This window comes from Pseudomonas fluorescens (assembly GCF_019212185.1).
GTDB lineage: Bacteria > Pseudomonadota > Gammaproteobacteria > Pseudomonadales > Pseudomonadaceae > Aquipseudomonas.
The window spans coordinates 1559967-1577190 of the sequence record NZ_CP078138.1 but is presented as its reverse complement, the minus strand read 5'-3'; the positions used below and the strand labels follow the sequence as shown (position 1 = coordinate 1577190).

General features: G+C 60.2%; 13 protein-coding genes and 2 tRNA genes. 12 read left to right on the top strand and 3 right to left on the bottom strand.

Annotation, left to right across the window (positions count from 1 at the left end; all coding sequences use genetic code 11):
• Positions 1–126: 126 nt before the first annotated feature.
• Both KW062_RS06850 and KW062_RS06845 read left to right on the top strand, forming a co-directional pair.
• The gene (locus tag KW062_RS06850) at positions 127–1842 is read left to right on the top strand and encodes a proline--tRNA ligase (protein ID WP_027618995.1); all 1716 of its coding nucleotides are present in this window, start codon (positions 127–129) and stop codon (positions 1840–1842) included.
• Between the two features lie 17 nt (positions 1843–1859).
• Positions 1860–2813, top strand: coding sequence for a hypothetical protein (locus tag KW062_RS06845; protein ID WP_027618996.1), 954 nt, complete (start codon positions 1860–1862; stop codon positions 2811–2813).
• A 45-nt stretch (positions 2814–2858) separates the two neighbouring features.
• Here the strand turns inward: KW062_RS06845 and dinB are convergent, their stop codons facing one another.
• Positions 2859–3920 carry a DNA polymerase IV gene (dinB, locus tag KW062_RS06840; RefSeq protein ID WP_027618997.1) on the bottom strand — a complete coding sequence of 354 codons (1062 nt, stop codon included), beginning with the start codon at positions 3918–3920 and terminating at the stop codon, positions 2859–2861.
• Between the two features lie 299 nt (positions 3921–4219).
• Here dinB and KW062_RS06835 point away from each other — a divergent pair.
• The 4 genes from KW062_RS06835 (at position 4220) to KW062_RS06820 (ending at position 8770) form a co-directional block, all read left to right on the top strand.
• Positions 4220–4296: transfer RNA gene (locus tag KW062_RS06835), tRNA-Met, on the top strand.
• A 195-nt stretch (positions 4297–4491) separates the two neighbouring features.
• Positions 4492–4568, top strand: a tRNA-Met gene (locus tag KW062_RS06830).
• A gap of 264 nt (positions 4569–4832) precedes the next feature.
• Positions 4833–7475, top strand: a complete 2643-nt coding sequence (gene mprF / locus KW062_RS06825) for a bifunctional lysylphosphatidylglycerol flippase/synthetase MprF (protein ID WP_105755420.1) — start codon at positions 4833–4835, stop codon at positions 7473–7475.
• Positions 7475–8770 carry a virulence factor family protein gene (locus tag KW062_RS06820; protein WP_027618999.1) on the top strand — a complete coding sequence of 432 codons (1296 nt, stop codon included), beginning with the start codon at positions 7475–7477 and terminating at the stop codon, positions 8768–8770. Before mprF ends, KW062_RS06820 begins: the two co-directional genes overlap by 1 nt.
• A gap of 267 nt (positions 8771–9037) precedes the next feature.
• Here the strand turns inward: KW062_RS06820 and KW062_RS06815 are convergent, their stop codons facing one another.
• Positions 9038–10939, bottom strand: a complete 1902-nt coding sequence (locus KW062_RS06815; RefSeq protein ID WP_027619000.1) for a potassium transporter Kup — start codon at positions 10937–10939, stop codon at positions 9038–9040.
• 290 nt (positions 10940–11229) lie between these two features.
• On the opposite strand from KW062_RS06815, the gene rimO reads away from it, so the two are divergent.
• The 6 genes from rimO to tsaA all read left to right on the top strand — a co-directional run bounded on the left by rimO (position 11230) and on the right by tsaA (position 16289).
• Positions 11230–12567, top strand: coding sequence for a 30S ribosomal protein S12 methylthiotransferase RimO (rimO, locus tag KW062_RS06810; protein ID WP_105755419.1), 1338 nt, complete (start codon positions 11230–11232; stop codon positions 12565–12567).
• Positions 12568–12735: 168 nt separating this feature from the next.
• Complete coding sequence (locus KW062_RS06805) at positions 12736–13209, top strand: GNAT family N-acetyltransferase (RefSeq protein WP_027619002.1); 474 nt, start codon at positions 12736–12738, stop codon at positions 13207–13209.
• A gap of 82 nt (positions 13210–13291) precedes the next feature.
• Positions 13292–14002: an rRNA pseudouridine synthase gene (locus tag KW062_RS06800; protein WP_105755418.1), complete on the top strand. Its 711-nt coding sequence runs from the start codon at positions 13292–13294 to the stop codon at positions 14000–14002.
• Between the two features lie 67 nt (positions 14003–14069).
• Positions 14070–14534: a DUF1456 family protein gene (locus tag KW062_RS06795; protein ID WP_027619004.1), complete on the top strand. Its 465-nt coding sequence runs from the start codon at positions 14070–14072 to the stop codon at positions 14532–14534.
• Between the two features lie 135 nt (positions 14535–14669).
• Positions 14670–15440 (top strand): SDR family oxidoreductase, encoded by a 771-nt coding sequence (locus KW062_RS06790; RefSeq protein WP_027619005.1) that lies wholly within the window; start codon positions 14670–14672, stop codon positions 15438–15440.
• Between the two features lie 150 nt (positions 15441–15590).
• Positions 15591–16289: a tRNA (N6-threonylcarbamoyladenosine(37)-N6)-methyltransferase TrmO gene (gene tsaA / locus KW062_RS06785; RefSeq protein ID WP_027619006.1), complete on the top strand. Its 699-nt coding sequence runs from the start codon at positions 15591–15593 to the stop codon at positions 16287–16289.
• 58 nt (positions 16290–16347) lie between these two features.
• Here the strand turns inward: tsaA and fpr are convergent, their stop codons facing one another.
• Positions 16348–17127, bottom strand: a complete 780-nt coding sequence (gene fpr, locus KW062_RS06780) for a ferredoxin-NADP reductase (protein ID WP_003443014.1) — start codon at positions 17125–17127, stop codon at positions 16348–16350.
• Between the last annotated feature and the right edge of the window lie 97 nt (positions 17128–17224).

Sequence of the window (17224 nt, the reverse complement as noted above, 5' to 3'; positions counted from 1 at the left end):
AGCACCCCGGGCGCAGGGCATTGCCCGCCCCGGACCACTGCGCCAGCCACACGCCTGTACGTCAGCGGCTCTCGCCGGTACACTGCTCCGTCATTTCTAGTCATCAGCAACCGACAACGGCCTACCATGCGCACCAGTCAATTTTTGCTCGCCACACAGAAAGAAACGCCTTCCGACGCGGTTGTCGTCAGCCATCAGCTGATGCTGCGTGCCGGCATGATCCGCAAACTCGCCTCGGGCCTGTACACCTGGCTGCCCATGGGCTTGCGAGTGATGCGCAAGGTGGAAGCCGTCGTTCGCGAAGAAATGAACGCCGCCGGCTCGCTTGAAGTGTTGATGCCGAGCACTCAACCGGCTGAGCTGTGGCAGGAATCCGGACGCTGGGAAGAATACGGCCCTGAACTGCTGCGTTTCAAAGACCGCCATGGTCGCGACTTCTGCGCGGGCCCGACCCACGAAGAAGTGATCACCGACCTGATGCGCAACGAGTTGAGCAGCTACAAACAGCTGCCGATCAACCTGTACCAGATCCAGACCAAATTCCGTGACGAAATCCGCCCACGTTTCGGCTTGATGCGTGGCCGCGAATTCATCATGAAGGACGCCTACTCCTTCCACGCCGATCAGGCATCGCTTCAGGTCACTTACGACCGCATGCATGAAGCCTATTGCAACGTGTTCTCGCGCCTGGGCCTGAAATACCGCCCAGTGGAAGCGGACAACGGCTCCATTGGCGGCGCTGGCTCCCACGAGTTCCACGTCCTGGCCGAGTCTGGTGAAGACGACATCGTCTTCAGCAACGGCTCCGACTACGCAGCGAACATCGAGAAAGCCGAAGCCGTACCACGGGAAACGTCGCGCCCTGCGCCGGCCGAAGAGCTGCGCCTGGTCGATACCCCAGACACCAAGACCATTGCCGCGCTGGTGGAAAAATTCAATCTGCCGATTGAAAAGACCATCAAGACCCTGATCGTCCACGCCGAAGAGCCAGGCAAGTTGATTGCCCTGATCATTCGTGGCGACCACGAACTCAACGAAATCAAGGCCGCCCAGCAGCCTGGCGTTGCCAGCCCGCTGGTCATGGCCTCGGATGCCGAACTGCGTGACGCCATCGGTGCCGGCGCCGGCTCCCTCGGCCCGCTGAACCTGCCACTGCCGATCATCATCGACCGCTCGGTCGAGCTGATGAGCGACTTCGGTATCGGCGCCAACATCGACGACAAGCACTACTTTGGCGTCAACTGGGAACGCGACCTGCCGGTTCCAACCGTGGCCGACCTGCGAAATGTCGTCGCCGGCGATCCAAGCCCGGACGGCAAGGGCACCCTGGAAATCAAGCGCGGCATCGAAGTCGGGCACATCTTCCAGCTGGGCAACAAGTACAGCAAGGCGATGAAGTGCGAAGTACTGGGCGAGAACGGCAAGCCAGTGACCCTGGAAATGGGTTGCTACGGCATCGGCGTGTCCCGCGTAGTGGCTGCTGCCATCGAGCAGAACAACGACGAGAAAGGGATCATCTGGAGCGACACCCTCGCACCTTTCCAGATTGCCCTGGTGCCATTGCGCTACGAAACCGAACTGGTACGCGAAGCCACCGACAAGCTGTACGCAGAACTGACTGCCGCCGGCTTCGAAGTGTTGCTGGATGACCGCGACAAGAAAACCAGCCCGGGCATCAAGTTCGCGGACATGGAGCTGATTGGCATTCCGCACCGGATCGTGGTCAGCGACCGCGGCCTTGCCGATGGCAACCTGGAGTACAAGAGCCGTACCGAGGCCGAGCCGCAAGCGCTGCCGGTCGCTGAGGTACTGTCGTTCCTGCAGGCTCGTATCCGCCGCTGAAACCAGATAGAGACGTCATGTTCAAGCGAAACACCTTAAACCTCGGTGGTGCCGCCCTGTGCGGCACCCTGTTGCTCAGCGGCTGTGCCAACCACATGTCACAACGCAGCGAACACGAGGAGCGCATCGAGCGCAAACTGCTCGATCACAGCCTGCAGATCGATGTCGGTGAGCCTAAGGTGCTTGAGCTGCCGCAACGCCGGGTACGGATTCACGAACAGAAGACCTTTGAGGTCACCGAGTTCGAAGTCACCCGCCGCTACGATCGCTACACGCCGTACCAACCCTGGCGGGAGGTCTACGAGATCCCGCTGGGCGCGGTTGCCGTCGTGGCCGGGGTCGGTGCCAATGTGGTCAACGTATTTGCCCTCGGCAACCTGCCGGACAGCGTCACCAAGGACTGGATCAGCTACGGCTTTGCCGGGCTCAACCCGTTCATGAACGTGCAGTCCCATGGTCGCGCGCAACAGAACCTGGCGGGCATCGATGAAGTCGAGCGTGACAAGCGCACGGAATACTCGAGCCTGCCCTGGAGCGAGCGTCCGGTCGAAGTCAAGACCGGTAAGCAGACCTTCGAGCTGACCACAGATCGTAATGGTGTGTTACGCCTGAACCTGCTCGACAGCCCGTTTTCCGAGCATGACCTGAGCCGCCTCAGCAAATTGCAGATCAGCGTTGCCGACGCCCAGGACGACGTTCACGTTGACTCGTCCCTGGCCATCAGCAGCGGCCTGCGCGGCAAGTTGCTGGAAGCCCACGAACTGATCTACGACGACCTCGAAGATGACGAAGTGAGCCAATGGGTGCATCGGGTCAAGCGCCTGTCGGAGCTGGGCCTGGAGGAAGAAGCCAGCGAACTGGAACAGAGCCTGATCGAATTGACCCGCAACGATCCCGAGTTGCAGAGTGAATTCCTCAAGTCGCTGACCAGGGATGCCGGACGCCTGGTGGCGGACCCTGGCGTCAATTGAGTCTCTGAAACCTCGTGCCTGCGGGCGCGAGGCCTTGCCGCCCGACTAACGGCTGAACAGATCCAACTGTTCAAACCCGCCGCGCAAATCCTGCAAGCGCACCCCAATCCCCAGCAATCGCACTGGCTTGCCGCCCCGATTGAACGCCTGCGTCAGCAACAGTTGATAGCTGCCCAGATCCCGACCCGCCCCGGCCTGCTCAAGTGTGGTCTGGGTAAAGTCATGGAATTTCACTTTGACGAAGGGTTTCCCCGGACGATAACTGCTGTCGATACGCGCCATGCGACCGTTCAGAGTCTCCAGTAGCTCGGGCAGCTTATCGAGGCAACTGACCAAATCGGGCAGATCGACATCGTAGGTATTCTCCACACTGATTGATTGACGTCGGCTGTCGTTTTGTACCTGCCGCTCATCTATCCCACGGGCCAGGCCCCATAAACGCTCGCCGAAGCTGCCGAATTCGCGCACCAACGCCAACTTGCTCCAGTCGCGCAGTTGCAAACAATCGGCAATTCCCAGCCGTGACAGTTTGTCCGCCGTGACCTTGCCCACACCGTGCAGCTTGCTGACGGGCAAATGCGAGACGAAATCTTCGACCTGATCCGGCGTGATCACGTACAAACCATTGGGTTTCTTCCAGTCACTGGCGATCTTCGCCAGGAATTTGTTAGGCGCCACGCCCGCCGAGACGGTGATGTGCAACTGATTGGAAACCCGGCGTCGGATATCCTGGGCAATACGCGTGGCGCTGCCGTTGAAATGACTGCTTTCTGACACATCAAGGTAAGCCTCATCCAGCGACAACGGCTCGATGAGATCGGTGTAGTCGCGAAAGATCCCCTGGATTTCCTTTGACGCTTCACGATAAGCGTCCATCCGCGGCTTGACGATTACCAGGTCCGGGCACAGCTTAAGCGCGTGACGCGATGACATAGCCGACCGCACGCCATAAGCTCTCGCCTCATAGTTGCAGGTTGCAATCACCCCACGCCGGTCCGCCGACCCGCCCACCGCCAGTGGTTTGCTGGCGAGCGTCGGATCGTCACGCATCTCGATGGCGGCATAAAAACAGTCGCAGTCGACGTGGATGATTTTGCGTTGCGTCATATAAGGCGGTGTTCGATGAAGGAAAAAGGACTTTCAACCGTCGGACTGTCAGTATCTCACTCACACCTGTATATAGCACCAGTGCTTTTCAGGTTTCTACAAAGCGCCTGAATGACCTGTCTTGAAATTTATTTTATTAATCGGGATTTCACCTTCGATAGAGCTGAAAGCCTTACGTGGCAAGCCCTGCAGCCCTGATGGTGATCCACGATAGAGTGCTAACTGATTGAACAGGAACAGATTTTTCGCAATAAGCAGTTGACACTCACGCTTTCCTCTGTAGAATGCCGACACACAGACGCGGGATGGAGCAGTCTGGTAGCTCGTCGGGCTCATAACCCGAAGGTCGTCGGTTCAAATCCGGCTCCCGCAACCAAACATCAAAAAAGGCTACTCGAAAGAGTGGCCTTTTTTGTGCGCGCGTATTTTTTACAACCAGATGAAATCTCGTTGAACATCCGCGACTTAGCTCAACGGTGAGGGTCGCGATGAGGAATGTAGGTTAATTTGAACTAATGTTCGATTAACGGTTGACACCCTCGCGATCCTCTGTAGAATGCCGCCTCACAGACGCGGGATGGAGCAGTCTGGTAGCTCGTCGGGCTCATAACCCGAAGGTCGTCGGTTCAAATCCGGCTCCCGCAACCAAACATCAAAAAAGGCTACTCGAAAGAGTGGCCTTTTTTGTATCCGTAGAAAAATCCTTTCGTAACAAAGGCCTGGCATGGTGCTGCGTAGCTTCGCCACCCTCCCCGATTCTTCAGATCAGGCTATGCTCCCTCAAGACTTGATTGCGCCATGACGCACAACGCTCAATGATAAGCGTCCGTACTTGTAACTATTTTTTTCTACAGGGATTGGTAACTTGGCTGGATACCCCCATCCTGTCGCGCACAATCCAAGAGGTGATTGATGCGCGCCAACTCGTCTGATTCACAAGACACCGCTACAGCGAACCAACCGATCACAGCCACTCGCCTGCACTGGCTGGATCTGCTCAGCAAATACCGCCAGCCCATTGGCCTGGCCGTCACCCTGCTGCTGTTCGCCATCGCTCTGATCGCTTGTCGCCATCTCTTGAGCGAGCTGGACCTGTACGCCCTCCACGACTCGATCCTCGAAGTGCCGCAACCGGCATTGCTGGGAGCGTTGGTTGCGACCATCGTCGGCTTCATCATCCTGCTCGGCTATGAGTGGTCGGCCTCGCGCTATGCCAACGCCAACCTGCCACCGCGCAGCCTGATGCTCGGCGGGTTCACCGCCTTTGCCATCGGCAATGCCATAGGCCTGTCCCTTCTATCCGGTGGATCGGTACGCTACCGCCTATATGCACGACACGGACTGGGGGCTTCGGAAGTTGCCCACATGACCCTGTTTGCCAGCCTTTCGCTGGGGTGCGCCCTGCCCCCGCTGGCAGCACTGGCAACTTTGAGCAACCTGCCCGCAGCATCAGCCGCCCTGCATTTATCTGAAGCGCTACTGGGAGGCATTGCAATTGCCGTGCTCCTGCTCTGCGCGGCACTGGCTATCGGCATCTATCGTCGGCGCCTGCCCGAGCAACCGTATGCGGACAACCTGCTGGTGCGTGTCGGTCGCCGCACCCTGCGCCTGCCAGGACGTCGGCTGACATTCCTGCAACTGATCATCACCGCTCTGGATGTCGCGGCCGCGGCCACCGTGCTCTATCTACTGCTGCCCGAGGCGCCGCCGTTCGGTGCGTTCCTGCTGGTCTATCTGTTGGCCCTGGCGGCGGGTGTGCTCAGTCATGTGCCAGGCGGTGTCGGGGTCTTCGAAGCGATTTTGCTCGCAGCCTTCGCTGACAAACTCGGCGCAGCGCCGCTGGCCGCTGCGCTGCTGCTGTATCGCCTGATCTATGTGATCCTGCCGATGCTGGTGGCCTGCGTACTGCTGCTGATCAATGAAGCCCAGCGTCTGTTCAACACTCGGGAATCGCTGCGGACCGCTTCCGGCCTCGCGGCTCCGGTATTGGCCGTGCTGGTGTTTCTGTCTGGCGTGGTATTGCTGTTCTCTGGCGCGACACCGGAGATCGACACTCGCCTGGAGCACATCGGCTTTCTGATCCCACATCGACTGATCGACGCCTCGCACTTCGGCGCCAGCTTGATTGGGGTGCTGTGCCTATTGCTGGCCCAGGGTCTGCGGCGACGCCTGTCGGCGGCCTGGATCCTGACGACTGTACTGCTACTGACCGGCGCCCTACTTTCACTGCTCAAGGGTTTCGATTGGGAAGAAGCCAGCCTGCTGATCCTCACCGCCAGCCTGTTGGCAATCTTCCGCAGCTCGTTCTACCGCCCTAGCCGTTTGACCGAGCTGCCGTTTTCGCCGCTGTACCTGGTCGCCAGTGTCTGCGTCCTCGCCGCCTCGATTTGGCTGCTGCTGTTCGCCTATCAGGATGTGCCCTACAGCCATCAACTGTGGTGGCAGTTCACCCTGGATTCCGACGCACCACGCGGCTTGCGCTCGCTGCTCGGGGCCGCGGTACTGCTGGTGGTGGTGTCACTGACCTGGCTGCTGCGCACGGCACGTCCCGCCATTGATCTGCCGGATGCGACCGACCTGGAAAAAGCCCGAAAGATTCTCATGGCTTCGGCGCAACCCGACGGCGGCCTGGCCCTGACCGGTGACAAGGCGCTGTTGTTTCATCCCAACGATGACGCCTTTCTGATGTATGCGCGTCGTGGACGCAGCCTCGTCGCCCTGTACGACCCGATCGGCCAGCCGCAGCATCGCGCGGAAATGATCTGGCAGTTCCGCGACCTCTGCGATCTGCACCATGCACGACCGGTGTTTTATCAGGTGCGTGCCGAGAACCTGCCCTACTACATGGACATCGGCCTGACCGCCATCAAGCTCGGCGAAGAAGCCCGGGTCGACCTGGTGCGCTTCGACCTCGAAGCCAAGGGCAAGGAGATGAAAGACCTGCGCTACACCTGGAACCGTGGCACCCGCGATGGCCTGTCGCTGGAGATCCATGAGCCCGGCCAGGCGCCGATGGATGAGCTGAAAGTCATTTCCGATGCCTGGCTCACAGGGAAGAACGTTCGCGAGAAAGGCTTCTCCCTCGGTCGCTTCAGCGATGACTACCTGAAGCATTTCCGCATCGCGATCATTCGTTTCGAAGGACGCCCAGTGGCCTTCGCCAACCTGCTCGAGACCTACAGCCATGACCTGGCCAGCCTCGACCTGATGCGCGCGCACCCGGACGCCCCCAAGTTGACCATGGAATTCATGATGGTCGGCCTGATTCAGCATTATAAGAACCATGGTTACGCACGTTTCAGTCTGGGCATGGTGCCACTGTCGGGCTTGCAACCCCGTCGCGGCGCCCCGTTGACCCAGCGCCTCGGCTCGATGGTGTTTCGCCGGGGTGAGCAGCTCTACAACTTCCAGGGGCTGCGTCGCTTCAAGGATAAATTCCAGCCTGACTGGGAACCCCGTTATATGGCCGTGCCCGCCGGACTGGATCCGCTGGTGGCACTGGCCGACACCGCCGCCTTGATCGCAGGCGGCTTGACTGGATTGGTGAAACGCTGATGATTCAACGCACCTGGCGGTATGTATTGGCCACTCTGGTGGCACTGGCTGTGATCCTCGGTGGTGGCTATTGGTACTGGAACCGTCCGGCGCCGCAGCCCACCCTGGAACTGCTGACCCCCACCGACGGCGCGCCCATGACCCGCGTCGTTCCGGGCACCAAGGCACGCGCCCAAGTGGTGGTGGCGGTCAACGAAGAACAGAAACTCAGCGACACCCAACTGCTGACCCTCAGCCGTGCCGGCTCGGCGCAGATAGTCCAGGTGATTCTGCCCAAGGACTGCATGCTGCAAGGCCGTGCCCTGCAATCAGCACTCCGGCAGTTGCAAGGCCCGGCGACCCTGGTCAGCGGCATTGGTCCGGGCGCGGTACTGGCCTGGCGCTGGCTGGCCGAACAGAAAGACGACAAATCCCAGGCAGTCTCGGTCGACCTCGCCCTGGAAAAACCCGGCTGTACCCACCTGCTGCCCAAAAGCGCCGCCCACGGCCACTGGCTGGTGGCCTGGAACGACAATCCGGACGACACCAGCGCTGGCTTCGTACGCGACCAGACCAATGCCGAAACCAGCATCAGCGACTATGACATCAACCTGCCGCAGGTCTTGAATAACGAACTGCGCAAGATCCTTGTCGGAGCCGACAAGGGCAATGGCGGGCTGAACATTCCAGTGGTCGAAGTGCCCGCCGGCCAAGCCAAGGATACTGTCACCCTGTTCCTCTCCGGTGACGGCGGCTGGCGCGACCTGGACCGCGACGTCGCCGGCGAGATGGCCAAGATTGGCTACCCTGTGGTGGGCATCGACACCCTGCGCTACTACTGGCAACACAAAAGCCCCGAGCAGAGCGCCATCGATCTGGCTGAATTGATGCAGCACTACCGGCAGAAATGGGGCACCAAGCGCTTCATCCTGACCGGCTACTCGTTCGGTGCCGATGTCCTGCCAGCCATCTACAACCGCCTGGCGGAGTCGGAGCAGCAACGCGTCGACGCAATTATCCTGCTGGCCTTCGCCCGCACCGGCAGTTTTGAGATCGAAGTCGAAGGCTGGCTCGGCAACGCCGGCAAGGAAGCCGCCACCGGCCCGGAAATGGCCAAGCTGCCTGCCGCCAAAGTGGTGTGCATCTACGGCGAAGAAGAGGCCGATGAAAGCGGCTGCACCGACAAGACAGCCGTCGGCGAAGCCATGAAGCTGCCAGGCGGCCACCACTTCGACGAAAACTATCCGGCCCTGGCCCAGCGCCTGGTGGACATCATCGTCAAGCGCCAGGCTGCGGCGAAGGTGGCTGAAGAGTGAGTTGAATTGCCTGTACGGAAAAGCCCTCGTTACCGGTGAGTAACGGGGGCTTTTTTATGGTTAAGCGCCTGGGCATATCAAGATTCAATTTAGCCAGCGTTGCAATGCAATATCGGATGACGCCCTACGACCTTGTAGGCACACTCCGATTCTCGTTCGTGGGCACTTTGCCGCCTGGGAACCGAGCACACCGTCTGAATGATCGAGGCGTGACCTTGGCGTGCCCTATGGGAGTGGAAGCCCGACCGCTCCCATAGGAAACCTGCCCTACATCTCCACCTGCGTCCCCAACTCAATCACCCGATTCAGCGGCAGATTGAAAAAGCGCAAATTGCCATTGGCATTCTTCAACATGAACGCGAACAGCGCCTCACGCCAACGCGCCATACCTTCGAGCTTCGAAGCGATCACTGTCTCGCGACTCAGGAAGTAAGTGGTGCGCATCGGACTGAAGTCCAGTTCGGCGAGGTGGCACAGTTTCAAGGCTTGCGGCACGTCAGGCTCATCGGTGAAGCCGAAATGCAGGATCACCCGGAAGAACCCTTCGCCGTAGGAATCAACCTCGAAACGTCGGCTTGGCGGTACTCGCGGGATGTCTTCATACACCACAGTTAACAGCACCACCTGCTCGTGCAACACCTGGTTATGCAGCAGGTTGTGCAACAGCGCATGGGGCACTGCGTCCGGGCGCGCGCTGAGAAACACCGCGGTGCCTTGCACCCGGTGAGGAGGCTGGACGGCGATACTGCTGATGAAAATCGGCAGCGGCAGCCCCCCCTCGTCGATACGCTCGATCAGCAACTGCTTGCCACGCTTCCAGGTGGTCATCAGCACAAACAGGGCCAGGCCAGCGATCACCGGGAAGGCCCCGCCCTGGAAGATTTTCGGCACGTTAGCAGCGAAGTACAGACCATCCACCAACAGGAAGCCGACCAGTACCGGGACCGCAAGAATCGGTGGCCACTTCCACAGCAGCAGCATCACCGCCGACACCAGGATGGTGGTCATCAGCATGGTGCCGGTCACCGCCACGCCATAGGCCGAAGCCAAGGCACCGGACGACTCGAAACCGAGCACCAGCAGGATCACGCCGACCATCAGCGACCAGTTCACCGCGCCGATGTAGATCTGTCCCTGTTCAGCGCTGGAGGTGTGCTGAATGTGCATGCGCGGGATGTAGCCCAACTGGATCGCCTGGCGGGTCAGGGAGAATGCTCCGGAGATGACCGCCTGGGAGGCAATCACTGTTGCCAGGGTCGACAGGCCGACCAGCGGCAGCAAGGCCCATTCCGGCGCCAACAGGTAGAACGGGTTGCGCGCCGCCTGCGGGTCGCCCAATAGCAATGCGCCCTGGCCAAAATAATTCAGCACCAGCGCCGGCAGCACCAGGATGAACCAGGCGCGAGCGATTGGTTTGCGGCCGAAGTGGCCCATGTCGGCGTACAGCGCTTCGGCTCCGGTCAACGCCAGCACCACCGCGCCGAGAATCGCTACCCCCATGCCCGGGTGCACGATGAAAAAGCGCACGGCCCACATCGGGTTTATCGCATGTAACACTTCAGGGTACTGAAGGATGCCGTAGACCCCCAGCGCACCCAGGACAACAAACCAGGTCACCATGATCGGACCGAACAGGATGCCGATTCGCGCGGTGCCATGGCTCTGAATCAGAAACAGCGCCACCAGCACCACCAGCGACAGCGGCACCACCCAATGGTCGATGCCATCAAAGGCCAGGCCCAGCCCCTCGATCGCCGAAAGTACGGAAATCGCCGGGGTGATCATGCTGTCGCCATAAAACAGCGCGGCACCGATCAAGCCACAAACCACCAGCAGCGTACGCAGCCGCGCATGCCCGGCCGCCGCACTGCGAGCCAGCGCAGTCAGGGCCATGATTCCGCCTTCGCCCTGGTTATCGGCGCGCAGGACAAACATCATGTACTTGATCGACACCACCCAGATCAGTGACCAGAAGATCAGCGCCAGAATCCCCAGCACACCGTCGTGGGTGACCGGTACGCCATAACCGCCGGAAAACACTTCCTTGAGGGTGTACAGCGGGCTCGTGCCGATATCGCCATAGACCACACCCACCGCCGCCACCAGCATGCCGATCGGCTTGGCGGCCGAATGCTCGGCGCCCGTTGCCTGACTACTTGCCTGACCCATCCACCACCCCTACTACCCAGACCGGACCGCTTCGCGAGAAGCCCTATACTTTGACGTGCAGCATGCGCTGTTTTACTTGTTGTTACAGACGTTTCATTGACTCAAAAAAATCACTGAGGCCTAACGGCGCGAAGCATAGCGCAGCACTCGTCGTATTTCCCTGCATAAAGCTGGTCAAGTGCGTCGACCATCGCTAGAATTGCGCACTTTTTGATCAGAGGCGCGCCAAGCGTCCGTCTGTCGCCTTGCCCACCTGCGGCTGGAGGCGTCACCAAACACCGAGGTTAGACATGTCCACCACTCCTGCGTCGGCCAACCCCAAGGTTGGCTTCGTCTCTCTGGGTTGCCCAAAAGCCTTGGTCGACTCCGAGCGCATCCTCACCCAACTGCGTATGGAAGGCTATGACGTCGTGTCCACCTATCAGGACGCGGATGTCGTGGTGGTCAACACCTGCGGCTTCATCGACTCGGCCAAGGCCGAATCGCTGGAAGTGATCGGTGAAGCGATCAAGGAAAACGGCAAGGTCATCGTGACCGGCTGCATGGGCGTCGAGGAAGGCAACATCCGTGACGTGCACCCAAGCGTGCTGGCCGTCACCGGTCCGCAGCAGTACGAGCAAGTGGTCAACGCCGTGCACGAAGTCGTGCCGCCACGCCAGGACCACAATCCGCTGATCGACCTGGTGCCGCCGCAAGGCATCAAGCTGACCCCGCGCCACTACGCCTACCTGAAGATTTCCGAAGGCTGCAACCACAGCTGCAGCTTCTGCATCATCCCATCGATGCGCGGCAAGCTGGTGAGCCGTCCGGTCGGTGACGTGCTCGATGAAGCCCAGCGCCTGGTCAAATCCGGCGTCAAAGAGCTGCTGGTGATCTCCCAGGACACCAGCGCCTACGGCGTCGACGTGAAATACCGCACCGGCTTCTGGAACGGCGCGCCGGTGAAAACCCGCATGACCGAACTCTGTGAAGCGCTGAGCACCCTCGGCGTCTGGGTCCGTCTGCACTACGTCTACCCGTACCCGCACGTTGACGAACTGATCCCGCTGATGGCCGCCGGCAAGATCCTGCCGTACCTGGACATCCCGTTCCAGCACGCCAGCCCGAAAGTGCTGAAGTCGATGAAACGCCCCGCGTTCGAAGACAAGACCCTGGCGCGGATCAAGAACTGGCGCGAAATCTGCCCGGACCTGATCATTCGCTCGACGTTCATCGTCGGCTTCCCCGGCGAAACCGAAGAAGACTTCCAGTACCTGCTGGACTGGCTGACCGAAGCCCAGCTCGACCGCGTCGGCTGCTTCCAGTACTCGCCCGTCGAAGGCGCACCGGCCAATGATCTGAACCTGGACATCGTCCCGGACGACGTCAAGCAGGATCGTTGGGAGCGCTTCATGGCTCACCAGCAGGCAATCAGCTCGGCGCGCCTGCAAATGCGCATCGGCCGTGAAATCGAAGTACTGGTGGACGAAGTCGACGAGCAAGGCGCTGTAGGCCGCTGCTTCTTCGATGCCCCGGAAATCGACGGCAACGTGTTCATCGATAACGGCAGCAACCTCAAGCCAGGCGACAAAGTCTGGTGCAAGGTCACCGACGCCGATGAGTACGACCTCTGGGCCGAACAGATCTAACCAGCACAAGCCCCTGCGGGAGCAGGCCGGGCGGCGCTCCGCTGCTCGCGAATTGCGCTGAAGCCGAAAAGCCTCGCTCATTTCAAAATGATGCGGGGCTTTTTTACAGCTATCGTTTTCTACAGCCAATGGATTTGATCTCACGGACAGCAAAAGGAACAGGTGGGCATGCGCCATCATTCGGTCATCCATACACCGAAACACAGTGACTACGAAGAACTGACCCAGGTCTGGGAAGCGTCGGTGCGCGCTACTCACAACTTTTTGCCAGACAGCTACATCGAACTGCTGAAAAACCTGGTGCTGACGCGCTACCTGGACGCCGTGATGCTGATCTGCACTCGCGACCGGCAACATCGCATCACCGGGTTCGCTGGCGTGGCGGCGGGCAAGATCGAGATGCTGTTCATCGCCCCGCAGCATCGCGGCGAGGGCTTGGGTAAACAGTTGCTGCACTACGCCATGCAACATTTGAATGCCGATGAGCTGGACGTCAATGAGCAAAATCCTCAGGCCCTGGGCTTCTATTTCAAGCAGGGCTTCGAAGTCATCGGACGCTCGGAAGTCGACGGTATGGGCCAGCCTTATCCTTTGCTGCACATGCGTTTGAAACAGCCCCACCAACAGGTCGGGCGCGGCTAAAAGCCACACAAGACAAATCGCCCCGCGATTAACCGGCGCGGGGCAGGTACAATGTCTCCCCCCTTTTTGTTACGGCCCTGTCATGACTGACCCGATTCGTCTTTCCAAACGCCTCATCGAGCTTGTCGGCTGCTCCCGTCGGGAGGCTGAGCTGTTCATTGAAGGCGGCTGGGTGACCGTCGACGGTGAAGTGATTGATGAGCCGCAGTTCAAGGTCGGCGAGCAGAAAGTCGCGCTCGACCCCGAGGCCAAGGCCACGGTGCCGGAGCCCGTGACCCTGCTGCTGCACGCGCCAGCCGGCATCGATGTCGAGAATGCCCAGCAATTGCTGAGCCCCGACACCCTGAGCGAAGAACACCGCTTCAGCAAACGCCCGCTCAAGGGTCACTTCCTGCGCCTGAGCGCCAGTGCCGACCTGCAGGCCAACGCCAGCGGTCTGCTGGTGTTCACTCAGGACTGGAAAGTCCTGCGCAAACTGACGGCTGACGCCAGCAAGATCGAACAGGAGTACGTGGTCGAAGTCGAAGGCGAAATGGTCGCCCACGGCCTCAACCGCCTGAACCACGGCCTGAGCTACAAAGGCAAGGAACTGCCGGCGGTCAAGGCCAGCTGGCAGAACGAAAACCGCCTGCGCTTCGCGATGAAGAACCCGCAACCCGGGATCATCGCCCTGCTCTGCCAGGCAGTCGGCCTCAAGGTCGTTGCCATCCGCCGCATCCGTATCGGCGGAGTTTCCATTGGCAAGGTTCCGGCAGGACAATGGCGTTACCTGTCCGCCAAAGAGAAATTCTGAGGCCGCCACCCATTTCGGCGTAGCCGGCACCGGCAACGCCCACCGCTGAATGATCAGGACTGCACACATGATTCACAACGACGTACTGCGCAGCGTGCGCTACATGCTCGATATCAGCGACAACAAGGTCGTCGAGATCATCAAGCTCGGCGGCATGGATGTCACTAAAGACGACCTCGTGACCTACCTCAAGAAGGACGAGGAAGAAGGCTTTGTGTTCTGCCCCGACGAGGTCATGGCGCACTTTCTCGACGGTCTGGTGATCTTCAAGCGCGGCAAGGACGAAAGCCGTCCGCCGCAGCCAATCGAAACGCCGGTGACCAACAACATCATTCTGAAGAAGCTGCGGGTTGCTTTCGAACTGAAGGAAGACGACATGCACGCGATCCTCAAGGCGGCCGACTTCCCAGTCTCCAAGCCAGAACTGAGCGCGCTGTTCCGCAAGTTCGGCCACACCAACTACCGCCCGTGCGGCGACCAGTTGCTGCGTAACTTCCTTAAAGGCTTGACCCTGCGCGTCCGCCCACAGTAAGCCCCTCGCCGTCCCCGGGCTGCACATGCCGCTTGGGGCCTGGCCTTATGGCCAGCCATTACGCAAAAAAATAGTGGCTCCGCATCGGGCGACTGACGGCTAGGGTGTAATGACCCTCAGCCCCCAGGATTCGCCATGCATCCCTATTTCTCACTGCAAGGCCGCACCGCCCTGATCACCGGCGGCACCCGCGGTATAGGCAAAATGATCGCCAAAGCCTTCGTCGAAGCCGGCGCGACCGTATACGTCTGCGCTCGCGATGCCGAGGCCTGCCAACAGACCGCCGACGAGTTGAGCACCCTGGGCCGCTGCCATGCCGTGGCCGCCAACCTCGCCAGCGAAGAAGGCGTGGCCCAACTGGTCGAGCGCCTGGACAAACAACTGAGCCACCTGGACATTCTGGTCAACAACGCGGGCACCACCTGGGGGGCGCCGCTGGAGAGCTATCCAGTCAAGGGATGGGAAAAGGTCATGCAGTTGAATGTGACGGCGGTCTTTACCTGTATCCAGCAATTCCTGCCGCTGCTGCGCAAAGCCGGCTCGGCTGCCAACCCGGCGCGCATTATCAACATCGGTTCAGTCGCCGGGATTTCATCGTTCGGCGAACAGGCCTACGCCTACGGTCCGAGCAAGGCGGCCCTGCACCAACTGTCGCGGATCCTCGCCCGCGAACTGGTCAGCCAGCACATCAACGTCAATGTGATTGCTCCGGGGCGTTTTCCGAGCAAAATGACCCAGCATATCGGCAACGACGAGCATGCCCTGGCCGAGGACACGGCGCTGATCCCGATGAAACGCTGGGGCCGCGAAGAAGAAATGGCCGCCCTGGCGATCAGCCTGGCGAGCACCGCCGGGGCCTACATGACCGGGAACATCATCCCGCTGGATGGTGGGTTCAGTCTCTAGATCGGGACGCGCTCATCGCGAGCAGGCTGGCTCCCAAAGGGGCCTGCGCTGCGCAGGAGAGCCAATGTGGGAGCGAGCCTGCTCGCGATGGCGGCTTGACTGACTCACACGGGTTATCATGCCCACCCAATCTGGCCTTTCGACCCCATCATGACCTACAGCGTTTCCCCCATCGGCTTCGTGCGCTCCTGCTTCAAGGAGAAGTTCGCCATCCCACGCCAGCCCCAACTGGCCCCGGCCGCGCGGGGCATTCTGGAGTTGGTCGCCCCCTTTGACCAGGGTGACGCGGTGCAGGGCCTGGAACAGGTCAGTCATGTCTGGCTGCTGTTCCTGTTTCACCAGGCGCTGGAAGACAAACCACGGCTCAAGGTCCGCCCGCCGCGCCTAGGGGGCAACAAGTCCATGGGCGTGTTTGCTACCCGCGCCACCCACCGCCCGAATGGCATCGGCCAGTCAGTGGTCAAGCTGGACAAAGTCGAAGCCAATCGCCTGTGGATTTCCGGCATCGATCTGCTGGACGGCACCCCGGTCATCGACATCAAGCCCTATGTGCCCTATGCCGACGTAATCCCCGAGGCCGCCAACCACATCGCCAGCGCCGCGCCGCAGTTGATCGCTGTGCAGTGGACGGACAGCGCGCTGGAGCAGGCTCATAGTCACGCACAGCGCCTCGACGAGCCTCTGGCGGCCCTGATCGAGCAATGCTTGGCACAAGACCCACGTCCGGCGTACCAGACGCCTACAGCGGAAAGGGAATATGGTGCGCAATTCTGGGATCTGGACGTACGCTGGCACTATCCCTCGCCAGAACTGATCCGGGTGCTGGAAGTCATTCCGGCAAAAGCCTGACCCCTGAAACGACTGTGGGAGCCAATTGGCTCCCACAGGTCCTACCATCATCAGTCGATTACTTCTCGACGAATGCCCGCTCGATCAGGTAATCGCCTGGCTCACGCATACGCGGCGAAACCTTCAGACCGAAGCTATTCAGCACTTCGCTGGTCTCATCGAGCATGCTCGGGCTGCCGCACAGCATGGCGCGGTCGTCCTGCGGGTTGATCGGCGGTAGGCCGATGTCGCTGAACAGTTTGCCGCTGCGCATCAGGTCGGTCAGGCGGCCTTCGTTCTCGAACGGCTCGCGGGTAACGGTTGGGTAGTAGATCAGCTTGTCACGCAGGGCCTCGCCGAAGAACTCGTTCTGCGGCAGGTGCTCGGTGATGAATTCGCGGTAGGCGACTTCGTTGACGTAGCGTACACCGTGGCACAGGATCACTTTTTCGAAACGCTCGTAGGTTTCCGGATCCTGGATCACGCTCATAAATGGCGCCAGGCCAGTACCGGTGCTGAGCAGGTACAGATGTTTGCCGGGCTTGAGGTCGTCCAGCACCAGCGTGCCCGTAGGCTTCTTGCTGATGATGATCTCGTCACCTTCCTTCAGGTGCTGCAACTGGGAAGTCAGCGGACCGTCGGGCACCTTGATGCTGAAGAACTCCAGATGCTCTTCCCAGTTCGGGCTGGCAATCGAGTAAGCGCGCATAAGCGGGCGGCCGTTGGGCTGTTGCAGGCCGATCATCACGAACTGGCCGTTCTCGAAGCGCAGGCCCGGGTCACGGGTGCACTTGAAGCTGAACAGAGTGTCATTCCAGTGATGGACACTGAGGACACGCTCGTGGTTCATGTTGCTCATGTACGGGGAACTCCTGGAGATTTATCTGCACATGCTCTGCGAAAAATGAGCGGCCGTGCGCAATTGCATCGCATTCTAATGGCAGCCACAATATCTG

Excerpts from the sequence above, each read along its gene's own strand:
- dinB (WP_027618997.1), bottom strand. The coding sequence starts at position 3,920 with ATGACGCAACGCAAAATCATCCACGTCGACTGCGACTGTTTTTATGCC.
- KW062_RS06815 (WP_027619000.1), bottom strand. The coding sequence starts at position 10,939 with ATGGGTCAGGCAAGTAGTCAGGCAACGGGCGCCGAGCATTCGGCCGCC.
- KW062_RS06845 (WP_027618996.1), top strand. The coding sequence starts at position 1,860 with ATGTTCAAGCGAAACACCTTAAACCTCGGTGGTGCCGCCCTGTGCGGC.
- fpr (WP_003443014.1), bottom strand. The coding sequence starts at position 17,127 with ATGAGCAACATGAACCACGAGCGTGTCCTCAGTGTCCATCACTGGAAT.
- KW062_RS06790 (WP_027619005.1), top strand. The coding sequence starts at position 14,670 with ATGCATCCCTATTTCTCACTGCAAGGCCGCACCGCCCTGATCACCGGC.
- KW062_RS06850 (WP_027618995.1), top strand. The coding sequence starts at position 127 with ATGCGCACCAGTCAATTTTTGCTCGCCACACAGAAAGAAACGCCTTCC.
- KW062_RS06795 (WP_027619004.1), top strand. The coding sequence starts at position 14,070 with ATGATTCACAACGACGTACTGCGCAGCGTGCGCTACATGCTCGATATC.
- mprF (WP_105755420.1), top strand. The coding sequence starts at position 4,833 with ATGCGCGCCAACTCGTCTGATTCACAAGACACCGCTACAGCGAACCAA.
- tsaA (WP_027619006.1), top strand. The coding sequence starts at position 15,591 with ATGACCTACAGCGTTTCCCCCATCGGCTTCGTGCGCTCCTGCTTCAAG.
- KW062_RS06800 (WP_105755418.1), top strand. The coding sequence starts at position 13,292 with ATGACTGACCCGATTCGTCTTTCCAAACGCCTCATCGAGCTTGTCGGC.
- rimO (WP_105755419.1), top strand. The coding sequence starts at position 11,230 with ATGTCCACCACTCCTGCGTCGGCCAACCCCAAGGTTGGCTTCGTCTCT.
- KW062_RS06805 (WP_027619002.1), top strand. The coding sequence starts at position 12,736 with ATGCGCCATCATTCGGTCATCCATACACCGAAACACAGTGACTACGAA.
- KW062_RS06820 (WP_027618999.1), top strand. The coding sequence starts at position 7,475 with ATGATTCAACGCACCTGGCGGTATGTATTGGCCACTCTGGTGGCACTG.